13 protein-coding genes and 1 pseudogene are annotated in these 13172 nt (G+C 60.8%); 13 read left to right on the top strand and 1 reads right to left on the bottom strand.

All coding sequences use genetic code 11. The features are described 5' to 3' along the window. The first annotated feature begins 1 nt into the window (after position 1). The 13 genes and pseudogenes from P406_RS05595 to P406_RS30115 form a co-directional block, all read left to right on the top strand. Complete coding sequence (locus P406_RS05595; RefSeq protein ID WP_046235599.1) at positions 2-1111, top strand: SDR family oxidoreductase; 1110 nt, start codon at positions 2-4, stop codon at positions 1109-1111. Between the two features lie 34 nt (positions 1112-1145). Continuing rightward, complete coding sequence (locus P406_RS05590; RefSeq protein WP_046235598.1) at positions 1146-2162, top strand: fatty acid desaturase family protein; 1017 nt, start codon at positions 1146-1148, stop codon at positions 2160-2162. 4 nt (positions 2163-2166) lie between these two features. Continuing rightward, positions 2167-2679 (top strand): dCTP deaminase, encoded by a 513-nt coding sequence (locus P406_RS05585; RefSeq protein ID WP_003410416.1) that lies wholly within the window; start codon positions 2167-2169, stop codon positions 2677-2679. Between the two features lie 2 nt (positions 2680-2681). After that, entirely contained in the window at positions 2682-3356 is a 675-nt protein-coding gene (gene dcd / locus P406_RS05580; RefSeq protein ID WP_003410417.1) for a dCTP deaminase, read from the top strand. Then, the gene (locus tag P406_RS05575) at positions 3346-5241 is read left to right on the top strand and encodes a PEP/pyruvate-binding domain-containing protein (RefSeq protein ID WP_046235597.1); all 1896 of its coding nucleotides are present in this window, start codon (positions 3346-3348) and stop codon (positions 5239-5241) included. The genes dcd and P406_RS05575 overlap by 11 nt, the downstream gene beginning before the upstream one ends. Continuing rightward, complete coding sequence (locus tag P406_RS05570) at positions 5238-6416, top strand: hypothetical protein (protein ID WP_046235596.1); 1179 nt, start codon at positions 5238-5240, stop codon at positions 6414-6416. The genes P406_RS05575 and P406_RS05570 overlap by 4 nt, the downstream gene beginning before the upstream one ends. Positions 6417-6440: 24 nt before the next feature. Continuing rightward, the gene (locus P406_RS05565; RefSeq protein WP_046235595.1) at positions 6441-7577 is read left to right on the top strand and encodes a hypothetical protein; all 1137 of its coding nucleotides are present in this window, start codon (positions 6441-6443) and stop codon (positions 7575-7577) included. Next, complete coding sequence (locus tag P406_RS05560) at positions 7574-8620, top strand: hypothetical protein (protein WP_046235594.1); 1047 nt, start codon at positions 7574-7576, stop codon at positions 8618-8620. Before P406_RS05565 ends, P406_RS05560 begins: the two co-directional genes overlap by 4 nt. Before the next feature lie 12 nt (positions 8621-8632). Next, complete coding sequence (locus P406_RS05555; protein ID WP_046235593.1) at positions 8633-9220, top strand: dephospho-CoA kinase; 588 nt, start codon at positions 8633-8635, stop codon at positions 9218-9220. Further along, entirely contained in the window at positions 9217-10800 is a 1584-nt protein-coding gene (locus P406_RS05550; protein ID WP_046235592.1) for a hypothetical protein, read from the top strand. Before P406_RS05555 ends, P406_RS05550 begins: the two co-directional genes overlap by 4 nt. A gap of 38 nt (positions 10801-10838) precedes the next feature. Further along, positions 10839-11636 (top strand): HAD-IIA family hydrolase, encoded by a 798-nt coding sequence (locus tag P406_RS05545; protein ID WP_046235591.1) that lies wholly within the window; start codon positions 10839-10841, stop codon positions 11634-11636. Between the two features lie 28 nt (positions 11637-11664). Beyond that, on the top strand, positions 11665-12402 hold the full coding sequence (locus P406_RS05540) for a GntR family transcriptional regulator (RefSeq protein WP_003410429.1): 738 nt from the start codon (positions 11665-11667) through the stop codon (positions 12400-12402). Beyond that, positions 12374-12496: pseudogene (locus tag P406_RS30115) on the top strand (aromatic ring-hydroxylating dioxygenase subunit alpha); the annotation flags it as partial. The gene P406_RS05540 and the pseudogene P406_RS30115, both read left to right, overlap by 29 nt. Before the next feature lie 12 nt (positions 12497-12508). Here P406_RS30115 and dhaL read toward each other — a convergent pair. Continuing rightward, the gene (gene dhaL, locus P406_RS05535) at positions 12509-13171 is read right to left on the bottom strand and encodes a dihydroxyacetone kinase subunit DhaL (RefSeq protein ID WP_046235590.1); all 663 of its coding nucleotides are present in this window, start codon (positions 13169-13171) and stop codon (positions 12509-12511) included. Between the last annotated feature and the right edge of the window lies 1 nt (position 13172).

Here is a 13172-nt window from a genome sequence, read left to right as displayed (position 1 = left end):
TATGCGCTCGACACTGATCATCACCGGGGCCAGCGGTGCGCTGGGCTCCTGGTTCGTGCGCGAATGGCTCAGTCAGCATCCGGCGTCGCATGTGATCGCCTTGTGCCGTTCCGCGCAGGCGGCCAGTCGCTGCCTGCAGGATTTGCCTGCGCACAGCCGCTCGCGGCTCGAATGCCAGATCGCCGACCTTACAGACGCCGAGTCCCTGAATGCGCTGGCCGCCACGCTGCCCGCTATCGAGTGCGCCACGGCAGTCCATCTGGCTGCCGATGTGGCCTGGGACAAGACCTTCGAAGAGATGCACGAGTTGAATGTCGAAGGTGCGCAGCTGTTCTGCGGCTTTGTTCAGAAGCTGGTGCGCAAGCCTCATTTCATTTACGTGTCCACAGCGTTCACCCGTTGTGAGGGCTGGACTTATCGCAACGGCTACGAGGAAAGCAAGGCCGCGGCTGAGCGTGGTTTGCGTGAGACCTTCGGCGCGCAGATGCCGATTTCGGTGTTCAGTTGCAGCCTGGTCATCGGCGCGACCAGCGATGGTGCAATCAGTCGTTTTCACGGCCTGTACCCGCTGATTCGCTTCATCAATGCCTTTGCGCCCCCGTTTCTGGTCGGCAATCGCCAAGGGCTGTTCGATCTGGTGCCTATCGATTGGGTGGTGGACGAATTGATCCATCTGGTCAGTCATTGCGTGGCCGGTGGTGAAGCGCGTGAGGTCGTCGCCTCGGCGGGGGATGCACGCCTGCCTTATGAGCAGGTGATCCGCATCATCGAGTCGCGCGTCGACCATGCTCGGCAGCAAGCGGGTATTGCGCCCTTGACCCCGGCACCGATCCTGCGCAGCCGGCAATGGGCATTCCTCAAGCGCTCGCTGGTCGCATGGCGGCCCGAAGGTATTTCGACCCGGGATTTCCGCTATTTCGAGCGCCTGTTGCAGATCTATGGGGTGTACGCCGAAAGCGATCTGGTCAGACCACCGTTGAACGTCCGGAACCCGGCACCCGGCGCGGAAGTGTTTTTACCCAAAGCGGTGGATTACTGGCTGGCTCATGCGCCCGACGCGCGGCTCAGCCTGGACAAGCTTGTCGCGAAATCGGCGGCAATGCACGGTTAGCAGGCCCTTTCAACGATTGAACGGGAGATGGAACATGGCAGACACAATCGAACTCGACACGATGGACAGTGGCGCTTACGACCGACGCTCCGAGCGCGCCACGTTGGCACGCGATAACCTGTCACTGACCTCGGATCTCAAGCAACTCAGCCACTGGCGGCAGGCATTGCAGATAGGCGTGCAGTGGGCGGTGATCGCCTCCGCAGTCACGTTGGCTGAAGTCAGCGACTCGACGCTGGTGTGTCTGATCGCAGTAGTCGTCATTGCGACGCGACAGCACGCGTTGCTGGTACTCATGCACGATGCGGCGCATTTGCTGATCAGTCGTGACAAGCGGCGCAACGATCTGATCTCCAACGTGTTCCTGACGTTTCCTCTGACGTTGAGCACGTCACGCTACCGGGCTCACCACATTGCCCACCACAAGCACCTCAACACGCCGGACGATCCGGACTATGCCGATGCCTTCGCACCCGCCAGTTCCGGGTTGTTCTGGCAGGCGCTGCTGCGCGACATCAGTGGGCTGTCGACCCTGCAATCGCTACGCACGATGGACAGCTTCAGCGTGATCGGACTGTTCACTCACCGCGTGCCGTCGACCCGCATCGAGCGCTATCAGGCAATGGCCTTTTATGCCTGCGCCGCACTGCTTATCACGGCGTTGCAGGCCTGGCCGGGCGTGCTGTTCTACTGGCTGGCGCCCCTGGTGTTCTTTCTGCCGCCGATTCTGCGCATTCGCAGCCTGTCGGAGCACGCAGGGCTTTCGACCCGGAGTGTGAAGCGCGATGCACGCAGTGTCAGCCCCGGCTGGCTGGAACGAGGGCTGTTCGCGCCGTGCAATATCAATAGGCACTGGGAGCACCACCTCTTTCAACAGATACCCAGCTATCGCCTGGGCACCTTGTCTCGACGCCTGGCGCAACGCCTGCCTGGCTCGGCTGCCGCCTGCTGCACTCAGGGCTATCTCTTGGGGGAACGCAGCATGCGCGCTGAATTGTATGGTGCCAACGGCCGAGCGCGTGCCGTGGCCTCTCTGGATCAGGAGGCTTGAACCCATGATGCTGACCGGTTCTGAAATAGTGAAGATGCGCGAGGTCGGCAGTGTCGTCATCGAGCCTTTCGACCCCGCCCATGTCGAGGTCAACTCGTACGGCTGTCACCTGGCGGATCTGCTTCTGGAGTACCGCAGCGACCGCATCGATCCTCACGGTGAGCTGGAGGTGGTCGAGCACCATATTCCGCCCGAAGGCTTCGTGCTGTACCCCAACCGTTTTTACCTGGGCGCCACTGCCGAGCAGATCGGCGGTATCGATTTTGCCAGCGAGCTTTACGCCAATGTGTCCACGGCGTCCTGTGGCGTTTTCATCCAGACCAGTGCGCCGCTCGGTCATACCGGGGCGGCCATCAGCTGGACGCTGGAAATCGTTGTGACTCAACCGGTGCGGGTCTATGCCGGCACCAAAGTGGCCAAGGTCTGCTTCTGGGCGAACTTCGGCATGACCACCTGCTACGCGGGACGCTACTTGGGCTCCAAGAGCACCGTTCCCTCGAAAATCATTCTGGATTGACCATGATATTGACCGGTAGTGAAATCGAAAATCGCGTGCGTTCGGGTGAAATCGTCATCAGTCCGTTTTCCCATGAGAACGTCAATCCCAACAGCTACAACTTCCGCTTGCATGACCAGATGAAGGTCTACGAAGACGATGTGATCGATGTGCGCGCCGAGGCGTCGACGCGAACCATCGAAATCGGTCCGGAAGGCTTTGAATTGCAGCCCATGAAGCTGTATCTGGCCTCGACCATAGAAACCATGGGCAGCACCCATTTCGTACCGACGTATGCGGCTCGTTCTTCGATCGCCAGGCTGGGCATGTTCATTAACCTGTCGGCGCCGCTGGGCGACATCGGCTTCGTCGGGCGCTGGACCTTGCAGCTGTATGCGCTCAACCGCATACGGGTTTACCCCGGCATGAACATCGGTCAAATGATGTTCTGGAACGTCAAGGGCGATATCGAGCTGTATTCCGGAAAATACCAGGGCGCGACCGAGGCCTTCGCGTCACGGATTTTCATGGATTTCGAGAAGACGCCGCGCCCGCAGCCGCTGGTGCCCAACCTTGCGCCATTCCCCGCTGCTGCAGCCCAGGAAGAGCTCGATGCCGCGCCCGATGCGCTGGCGGCCAGGTCCGGTCGAATGGCCACCGATATTCCACTGATAGCAGGAGGCCGTCGTGTCCAGTAAATACTCGACCTTGAAACACCTTGCCGGTGATCTGCCGGTGCCCGCCCTGAGCGCTCTGCAAGATGCTGATTACCGCGTGTTATGGCAGGACTTTGCCAGCCGCAAACAGGCCATTGAGGACACGCTGAAAACCGTGCGCATCACCGCTGGTGCCTTCCTTGACGAGCACATGGACAGAATCGCCCGGCTGGCCGAGTTCGAATGGAGTGACGCCGCCGACAGCCATCTTCAGGCATTGCTCGGGCAGGCAGGCTTTGATGCCGACAGCGAACTTGCCGTGCGCTCTTCGGCGAATATCGAGGATGGCAACCAGCACAGTTTCGCCGGAATTTTCAGCACGCATCTGTCGGTCAAAGGGTTGCCGGCGCTCAAGGCGGCGATTCTGGATGTCTGGCGCTCCGGGGTTTCCCGTCAGGCCATCCTGGAACGCTTGCGGGCGTCGATGCTGGAAACACCGGTCGAAATGACGGTGATCATGCAGCGCATGGTCAAGGCTCGCTTCGCAGGCGTCGCGTTCAGCCACGATCCGCTGACCGGTGAGGCCGTGACGCTGATTGAAACGGTCGCCTCGCTGGGCGAAGCGATGGTGTCCGGTGTGCAGAAGGGCATGTCGGCGCGGATCGGTGACCAGCAATTGCTGGACTGCGACCCTGCGCTGGAACCGCACACGGCATTGCTGCTGGAGGTGGCGGCGCTGGCCTCCAGGGCATCTGCGGCGTTGGGCATGCCTGCCGACATCGAATGGGCGGTGGATGAGGGGCAACTCTGGCTGCTTCAGGCAAGACCCGTCACCAGCCTGCGCGAGGCGCGCAGCCTGGAACCGGTGCTGGAGTGGGCTGAACTCTACCTTGCCAGTGACGACGCACTGACGGATTTCCGTCCATTGCCTGCCTTTGCGCAGTATTTTCGAAGCAAGCGCCGTCCGCTGGCCTTGTTCGCACAAACCCACGGCGTCTCGGCAGGCCAGGCATTGCTGATAAAGGCCAATCGTCAAGGGCTGCTCGAGCCGGCCATGAGCCAGGCACTGCTGGACAGGCTCAAGACCGATCAAGTGGTACTGGATTTCTCCGATCAGGTGCGCCAGCAGATCCTCGAGCGTGGCGCAGTGCGTGAACGGCTGCTTGAACTCAGCGATGAGCGGGTGGTGTGTTTCGTGCTGCGCGAATTTCTGCAAGGGGAAACCGGGCTCATCACCCAGGCGTGCGATGACGGCTCGACGACCTGTGAGTGGTCATCGGAAGGTTTGCTGGCGATCAATCGTGGCATTGCCGGCACTCAACGCGCGCGCCTGGCGACGAACGACCCGAGTGGGCCCGCCGATGCGCAGCAGCTGCACAGCATCACCCATGCAGCTGGCGCGCTGCTGGGCTCGGTGCAACTGGAATGGGTAAGGGCAGGGCAGCAGTTGCATCTGATCGATTTTTCGCCGTTGTCGACGTTCGTGCAGGTGCAGGACGCAACGGAAATCCGCCTGATTTCGCCAGGTTATGCCGACGGGCCGGTGGTGCTGGTCACGGCGGGGCGACAGCTGGAAGAACTGAGTATCTCGGCCACTGTTTCAATCAATTCGATCCCTTCGTCCAGCTCGCTGGGTGCCGAACTGGAAGAGCTTGAGCGGCAACTGCGTGTTCACGACGGACAGGCGATTGTGGTCTCGCCGCGCCCTTATGCGGCGCTGGCGGCATTGCTGCCGTTCGCGCGCGGTTTTGTCTTCGAGCAGGCGTCCATGCTTTGCCATCTTTCGATTCTGTTGCGTGAACACGGCATTCCTGCCGTGGAGTCCGAAGCGCTTTATCAGCAGGGGGTTGCCAGACAACGGATCACTTTCAGCCAGAGCCCCAAGGCGCTGCCTCACGCGGTCAACGAAGTACGGGAGCTACAATGACTACGGATATTTCACTGTTGTTTTTCGATCCGCACACCCTCAACGGCAGCCTCGATTCTGCGCTGGTCGCCATTGTCGACACAGAGGCTGCGCGAGCCCGTCACTCGGACAACGGCCTGTTCATCCCCAGCGGTACGTTGCATGCGCAGTGGCTTTCCAATGCCCATCACACTCATGTGCCGATGCCCATGAAAGACTTCGACTTTCAGGTGTTCAATGCCGGGCAGCGCAAGCGTACCCAGGACAGCCGTTCGCGCATGCATATGCTGGATCCGACGCTCAATCGTCGACCGTCCGATCAGGCCCTGATGGCCACCCTGGCGGTGATGCATCACCCCGATAAATGTAGCGTTTATCACTACGTTCACGAGGGCGAAGCCGGGGCCTTGTTCCTGCACTTGATGGATGTCGAACCGGTCGAACGTGCTGTCTGGAGGGCCTGGCAACGTTTGGCCCGATCTGCCGCTGCGCGCGTCGCCGTTTCGCAACCGATGCTGAGTGATGACTGCTGGTACGTGCGCTGGCGTCCGGAAATGGAGTTGGAACGTAAATTCACCTCGTTTCAGATACCTGACATGTGGCAGTTGTCCACCGCGATGCACAAGGCATTCGGAGAGGGCGCCTTCAAGGACCTGGTGCTGGAAATCGACCGTGACTTTCAAACCTACGACTATGAATCGCATATCTTCGAAGTGACGGGTGACCCCCTCGAAACCGGTTACATCTCGTTCATTCCCCAGGCCGACGGGCTGATGGCAGTCAAGCGCAAATGGTTTCTCGAGAACGCGGAATTGCGCCGCGAAGACTTCAACACCGATCAGCCGGTGGCGTTTGCCGATATCGAAACTCACGCCCGCTCGATGACCTCGGCGAACCTGCTTCGGCTCAAGCCGTTCAGGCGCACCCGGATCGACATCAATTTCGAATCGCTGAGGACCGGTAATGGTTTCGGGGCGTACTTCGATGTCTGCCGCATGGTCGACGGGAGTGCGGAGTTCGCCCAGGTCGAAGTCGAATATTGCCGCAGCAGGACCCTGCACACGCTGCGCGAGGTGGAGGAAGACTTTGAAACCGTATCCAACGTGATGCGCGACTTTCTGGCGGAGCGGCACCCGCCGTTTCAGCAGGATCTCTATTCGAAACTCGACTTTGCCCGTGAGGCGAGTCGGCTCTGAATTCACTTTGCCGGGGAGATGAGCATGTCGCAATCCACGACCACGCAGACGGCTATTGTGTTTGGTAGCTGGAAAATCCGTCATCAGGAGCCGTTCGGCAGCGATGACCACACGTTGTATGCCATTGCCGCGGACACGGCGTTGCTGGGTGAGCTGACCGCCGTCGCTGACCTGCGAGGCCGCCACCGGGTACTGGCACGCTGGGATGCCGACGGGGCGATGCTCCTTGAGGATTCGCACGGCGCGCTGGGCGATGAAAGCTGCCAAAACCTGTCCGGTGCCGCCATCCCGCTGGCGATCATCCGCTTGCAGGCGGACCGGGTGTACATCAGCCATTTGCTCAATCGCATCGATGTGCATCGTTCGCTGTTTGTACAGCCGCCGCTTGCAATCGAGCAGCCTGCCGTCCCGCAAAACCTGTTGATCGCGCTGCGCAATGCGTTCGAGCGCAACCATCTGGCGATCAACAATTGGGAATGTCGCTACGCCACCAGCGAACAGACCTACGTCGAGTCCTTCGAGCTGGCACCTGATTGCCATGCGCGAATGCTCGGCGAGGCCTGGTTCGACGCCAGTTTCAGCCCGGCAATGGCGCCGTTCACCAGCCAGTGCGGTGACGAATTTCAGGTCTGGGACCATCAGGTAACCGCCGCAAGGGCGGAAGACGGTGGTTATGTATGGGTCGAGCACTGCAGTCGCAAACGCAAGCTGGCGGTCAATGAACCCATCGTGCAGCTGTTTCGCAGCGCGCCGGGCAACCTGTCCGGCACCGTAAGGCACCTGTCGCTGGGCTCCCCGACGCTGGAGGCCATGGCCATGAACATTGACTGCACGCTGCAGGCGCTTGGCGAGTATCGACGTTATGCGTTCAGTGCCCCGTGTGAATCCGTGGACAGCGGCAACCTCTTCGCGATCACCTTCGAGACCTGCATGCCGCTCGATTCGCAGGCGGGGAGCACGACGCGCGGTGAGGTGCGTTTTCTCAAGTGCCGGGGCGCACTGGACCCTCAGTCGATCAATGCTGATCTGCGCAGGCTGATGGCGCATCTGCAGGCATTTCTGAGCGAACGTCGCCAGGAATGCTGGCCCCTGACTGATCGTTTTGCCTTTCTGCATTCGCCATCACCCTTCATCACCAGCCCGGAGAGCCTGCACTCATGAGCCGTTATCTTTGCAATGGACGCTATCGATTCGAACTGGACGATCAGACCTCCGGCTCGGCACTGGCCCAGCGGCTGCGGGTATTCCTCGCGCCTTACTTTGCCGAAGTGGACGACGACGGCCGGACCACCGTCGACCTGAGGGTTCGGCTGCACGACAGCGCGGCATTCAACCCGGAGTGGATGAGCCTCTGCGTGACGCCCGACATCATCCGTGAAACCTACGCCCCCGGCTTTACCCTGCGGGTATTGCGTGGCCATGACCCGGAGACGGGGCTGGACTACGCCTGGGATGCCGAGACACGGGTCGGTTACCGGATTGATCGGGCGCGTCACACGGTTGGTTTCCATGGCGACGAAAATGCCTTCATCCACTTGATCGAGCTGGTGCGTTATTACGGGCTGCTGGTCGAGCAGGCCAAAGGCAGTGTGATCATGCATGCCTCGGCGGTGGTCGCACCGGACGGCGGAATCGTTGCCATCGGCGGTGCCAAAGGGGCAGGCAAGACCACCACCATGCTCGACCTGGTGCTGTCCGACGAGTACCTGTACTTCTCCGGGGACAAGCTGTTGCTGGACAGCGTCGACGGTCGGATTCGTGCCCGCGGCTGGCCGGATTATCCCCATGTCGGTGTCGGCACATTACGTACACATCCAGAACTGGCAAAGCGACTCGATCTGGCAGCGGTGGCCGATGATCTGTCGATCGCGCATACCGAAAAACGCCTGTGCAAACCCGAAGCCATGCGCGCCGCACTCAAGGCCAGCCCGGAAGGCTGTGGCTGGCTGGAGACCGTCATCCTGCCCAACGTGGCGGCGCGGGGCAAATTGCGGGTCGATGCAATGGGCCGCGATGCGATTCTGGAACAGATTCACTCACCCACACTCTTCGAGTGGCCGCATCGTTTCGTTACCTCGACCTGGCACGGCTTGCTGGATGCCGGTTCGCTGACCGACAGCGTACCGCCGCAGATCGTCCGTGGGCTGCTCGGTGTGCAGTGGCAAAGCCGTGTGGGTGTGGCGCGCGAGCTGATCAGCGCCTGATAAGGAGATCCTATGAACCACGCTACCCAATTGCGTCTGGCACTGGTGGCCCCCAGCGGTTCCGGGAAGAGTACAACCGCCGATTTGCTGCGTGAGTATTTTGAAACGGCAGGGCTGTCGGTCGAGGTCATCAAGCTCGCCCAGCCCTTGTACGAATTACAAGGCATGTTCTATGAGCAGGCCGGGGTGCAAGTGGCGAACGGCAGCCAGAATCAGCGTTTGCTGGAGTGCATCGCACGCGAGCTGAGGGATCTGGACAGTCAGTCGCTGGTCACGAACTTCGCCCGACGATTGGCCCGGTGCTGCGCGCAGGTGGTCATCAATGATGACCTGCGCGACGACACGGTCGACTGGCCGTACCTTCAGGCGCAAGGCTTTCAGGTGATCAAGGTGCTTGCCGATTCATCCGTGAGACAAACGCGTCTGGGGCAGCGAGGCGACATCAGTGTGGTGGAAAACAGCCCACTGGATCTGCAGATGCGCCGGATCGAAGCGGATTATGTACTGCCCAACAGCGGTTCTCTGGAACAGTTGAAGCAGCGTGTTGCCGTGGTGGCCCGGTGGGCGTTGGACGACTCTCAACGCCGGATCGCTTCATGAAGGGCGCTGATCCATTGGTATGGCTGTTGATCGACGGGTTGTCGTGGGAGCTGGTCAAGCGTTACCGGGCACGACAGCCTGAACGGCCCTCGGCGCAGTGGCCGTGTTACCCCTTGCTGCCACTGTCGCCCAATTGCCAGACCCCGCCCTCGCTGTTGTCGATCTTCAGCGGCGCACCGGTCAGCGAGCACGGTTTGACGGGCTATCTCGTGCCTGCGCCAACGCCGCAGGACTGCCTGGCGGTGACGGATGCCTTTGAGGTCTGGCCGCGCCACATCGATATGGTCTGGGATGAATGGGCGCGCCAGGGCATCACTTTCCGCCTGTGTGCCGTGCCCTTTGTGCAGCCCGACAGGCTGGGTGACGCATTGCTTGGGCAAAGCTGCGTCTATCAGGGTTTTTCGCTGCGTCCCGAGGTCATCGAAAACGGTGGCTGCCTGCGTATCGAGGCCCTGGATGTGCTTGCCAGGGTCAGTCTTCAACAGGACGGTGCGGTGCTGGACTGGCCAGAGGACCATGGCCGTGCTGCATGCCGATTGTCGCTGGGCAGAACGGTGCACGTGCCGTTGTCGCGGCAGGCCCCTGGCAATGTGTGCAAGGCGATTGCACTGCGCGCGGTGCACATCGAAAAACGCATCTGTGTGATCAGCTTCGGTTACCGCGAGGTCCAGGCGCTTGATCTGCAGGGCGACACCGGCAAGGCTTACGTGGCCAATGACCTGACGGTGCTGTACCGCACCGGACAGCTGGGCAAGCGGCTGGATGAGGGCGGGCAGGGCGCTGCGGAATGGCTGCTGCTGGAACTGATGCGCGAGATGCATGAAAGCTTTTGCGACGACATTGTCGGCGCAGTCAGGGCCGGTGATGCACAGCGTGTCGTCGGTTATTACCCGGTGGTGGATCTGCTGTCACATCATTTGCTCAAGTACCTCGCGCCAGACTGGGCCAGCGAATTGATGCAGGCGGTTGGACAACGCCTGTTCGACGAGATAGCGGGGTGGGTCGATGAGCTGATCCTGCGCTGCGTCGACGCCGCGGGTGGCGAAGTACGCTGCGTCGCTCACTCGGATCACGGCATGGCACCTGTCCATCACGATCTGTACCCCAACAGTTTTTTCGAGCAGCAGGGCTGGCTGGTCTATGACGCATCAGGCGTGCCGGATATGCACAAAAGCGCGGCGCTCTTTCATCCGGCCGACAACGGTCTGGTGCTGTTCAACACCGGACGACTGGCGCTGTCCGGACACAACCCTGGCTCAGTGACCGACGCCTGGCGCAAAAGCCTCGCAGAGCCGTTTCGAGATGAGTGGACGATGTTCGAGTGCGCCGGCGGGCAGGTCTTTGCTGAAGGCTGGACGGGCTGCTGCTACTGGCAGGCCCCGCGAGGCACGCGACTGCTGGCCGCTCGTTCAGCACACGCCGTTCGCCTCAGCCGAAAAGGTGGCGATCACACGGTATGCGCCAATGACACGTGGTTGCGTGGCGTGTTGCTGGACGCCAGCAGCACGCCGTTGCCACGGCCTGCCGACGCTGAAATGACATTGCCTGCGATTCGCCAGTGGCTCACAGCCACAATCTGACACCTGACTCGATACTTTCAGCCACAGGGAGCTTATCCATGCGCTTCGACAGCCTGCTTTTCGATATTGACGGCACACTCATGCTCAAGGGACAGCCTCTGCCGGGCGCAGCCGATGCATTGAGCTTCGCGCGCTCGCAGGGGTTAAGGCTGCAATTGCTGACCAACACCACGGCGAAGATGCCGGAGGCGCTGGCAGAGGAGCTTTGCCACGCCGGAATCGAGGTCGTCCCCGACGAAATCCAGACCGCCACCACGGCGTGTCTGGGCTATCTGCAGCAACATCCGCACCTCAAGTGCCATCTGCTGGTCCCCGATTCGATACGGCCGGCGTTCAGCGGCATCGTTACAGAGGATACGACCCCGGACGTAGTGGTCATCAGCGATATCGGCGAAGCCTTCGACTACGCCACGCTGAATCGCTGTTTCCGTATGTTGCGAGGCGGTGCTCGTCTCATTGCGCTGCAAAAAAACCTGTTCTGGTTCGATCGTGACGGGGAGCGCCTCGATTGCGGCGCCTTCATCGTCGGGCTTGAGGCCGCAGCACAGGTACAGGCCTTGATCATGGGCAAACCGTCACCGATGTTTTTCGAGGCTGCCTTGCGCAAACTCGATACCAGCGCCAGCCGCACTCTGGTGGTGGGCGACGACGTTCTGACTGACTGCGCAGGGGCGAAAGCCGTCGGTGCCAGCAGCCTGTTGGTGCGTACCGGAAAATATGACCCGACGCTATTCGAGGCCCATCGGCAAAACGTGGATGCGGTGATTAACGGGATTGCAGATTTCCCACGCTGGTGGATGTCCGGCAATACCGCAGATCATCTGCGCCAAGGTTAAGTAACTGGATTACAAGGACGAATCATCAATGCAGACAGCATGCGCCAAAAAATTGAAAGAGCGCTCGGAAACCATGTCCGAGCGGATTTACGCCCTGCTCAAAGAAGATATTTCCGAGTTTCGTCTATTACCCGGCGAACGATTTACTGAAGGTGAAGTGGCCGAGCGTGTTCAAGCCAGCCGTACACCGGTCAGGCAGGCATTGTTCCGGCTGGAGCAGGAAGGCTATGTGGAGGTTTATTACCGAAGCGGCTGGCAGGTGCGGCCCTTCGATCCTCGTCACTTCGAGGAGCTGTATGACGTTCGCGTGGTGCTCGAGCTGACGGCGCTCGCCAGGCTGGGTTTGATGGACCTGAGTGTCGAGCCGCTGATCGACGAACTCATACGCACCTGGCTGGTGCCGAAAAGCGAGCGTTTGAGAGACACCGATATCCTCGCCGGGCTGGGCGAACGCTTTCATTGCGCGTTGGTCGAGGCAGTGGGTAATCGGGAAATGGCCAGGCTGCATTACGAGATCACCGAGAAGACCCGAACCATCCGGCGTCTTGAGTTCAGCGCCTCCAGAGTCGATGCAACATACGAAGAACATGGCAGCATTCTGAAGGCCCTACTGCAACGTCGGCCGCAACACGCCCAGCAATTGCTGGAAGCGCATGTCGAACTCAACAAGGAGGAGGCGCGCAGAGCCACCCAGCATGTTTTGCGCCGCGCGCGTCACTACGCCGAGAAGAACGAGCCCGCCAGATTGCGTGCGCAAGCGCAGTGAGGGGTTGCTGCTGTATAGATCCTCGCGCAGGATGGCCGGCGAGGCGCTGCCGGAAGCACAGCGCCGCGAGCGGCGGATTCGATTCGAACTTTGATAGTGCGGTGCTTTAACGGTCTTTCAGCCTCGACTGCACTGAATCCGCCAGTTGCGTCAGTATCAGGCAGCACGACACCGCGCCTGCATCCAGCACGCCGAGCGAGCGTTCGCCGAGGCGGCTCGCCCGGCCTATCTTCGCGACCAGATCACGGGTGGAATCGCGCCCTTGTGATGCAGCGCTTTTCATCGCATCGAGTGCCGCGCTGAATGATTCCCCCCGGGCATGGGCCTGCTCGAAGGCTTCGACGGCCGGAATCAGGGTATCCATCAGGCATTTGTCGCCGACCCCGGCTTCGGTGATGTCCTGCAGCGAGGTGAGGCCGCCGCGCAGCAGACTGGCGAAGGCAGTCGCGTCGATTTGCTCGCAACCGCGCACCTGATCGGCCATGCCGATAAACAGGCTGCCATACAGCGGGCCCATGGAGCCGCCGATGCCTTCCATCAGGCTCAGGGTCAGCTCATCCAGCGCCTCGGCGAGGCTCAGTTGGCGGCCTTCGATGGTACGACCGCAGTGGGCGAAGCCCTTGGCCATGTTGATGCCATGGTCGCCGTCACCGATCGCGCCATCCACTTCGCTGAGGTATTCGCGGTTGGCGACGATCACGCTCACCAGGTCGGCAACGATAGGAGTGCCTTGTTGCGCAGGGAGATACGTAGAAAAATGCTCGCTCATG

The sequence above is a fragment of the Pseudomonas syringae pv. coryli str. NCPPB 4273 genome, assembly GCF_000972175.1.
Classification (GTDB): domain Bacteria; phylum Pseudomonadota; class Gammaproteobacteria; order Pseudomonadales; family Pseudomonadaceae; genus Aquipseudomonas; species Aquipseudomonas syringae.
The sequence above is the reverse complement of the archived record's forward strand: the minus strand, read 5'-3'. Positions and strand labels throughout refer to the sequence as shown.

Bases quoted from the DNA above. Each gene is read 5' to 3' on its own strand.
- P406_RS05595 (WP_046235599.1), top strand. From the start codon at position 2: ATGCGCTCGACACTGATCATCACCGGGGCCAGCGGTGCGCTGGGCTCC.
- P406_RS05590 (WP_046235598.1), top strand. From the start codon at position 1,146: ATGGCAGACACAATCGAACTCGACACGATGGACAGTGGCGCTTACGAC.
- P406_RS05585 (WP_003410416.1), top strand. From the start codon at position 2,167: ATGATGCTGACCGGTTCTGAAATAGTGAAGATGCGCGAGGTCGGCAGT.
- dcd (WP_003410417.1), top strand. From the start codon at position 2,682: ATGATATTGACCGGTAGTGAAATCGAAAATCGCGTGCGTTCGGGTGAA.
- P406_RS05570 (WP_046235596.1), top strand. From the start codon at position 5,238: ATGACTACGGATATTTCACTGTTGTTTTTCGATCCGCACACCCTCAAC.
- P406_RS05565 (WP_046235595.1), top strand. From the start codon at position 6,441: ATGTCGCAATCCACGACCACGCAGACGGCTATTGTGTTTGGTAGCTGG.
- P406_RS05560 (WP_046235594.1), top strand. From the start codon at position 7,574: ATGAGCCGTTATCTTTGCAATGGACGCTATCGATTCGAACTGGACGAT.
- P406_RS05555 (WP_046235593.1), top strand. From the start codon at position 8,633: ATGAACCACGCTACCCAATTGCGTCTGGCACTGGTGGCCCCCAGCGGT.
- P406_RS05550 (WP_046235592.1), top strand. From the start codon at position 9,217: ATGAAGGGCGCTGATCCATTGGTATGGCTGTTGATCGACGGGTTGTCG.
- P406_RS05545 (WP_046235591.1), top strand. From the start codon at position 10,839: ATGCGCTTCGACAGCCTGCTTTTCGATATTGACGGCACACTCATGCTC.
- P406_RS05540 (WP_003410429.1), top strand. From the start codon at position 11,665: ATGCAGACAGCATGCGCCAAAAAATTGAAAGAGCGCTCGGAAACCATG.
- dhaL (WP_046235590.1), bottom strand. From the start codon at position 13,171: ATGAGCGAGCATTTTTCTACGTATCTCCCTGCGCAACAAGGCACTCCT.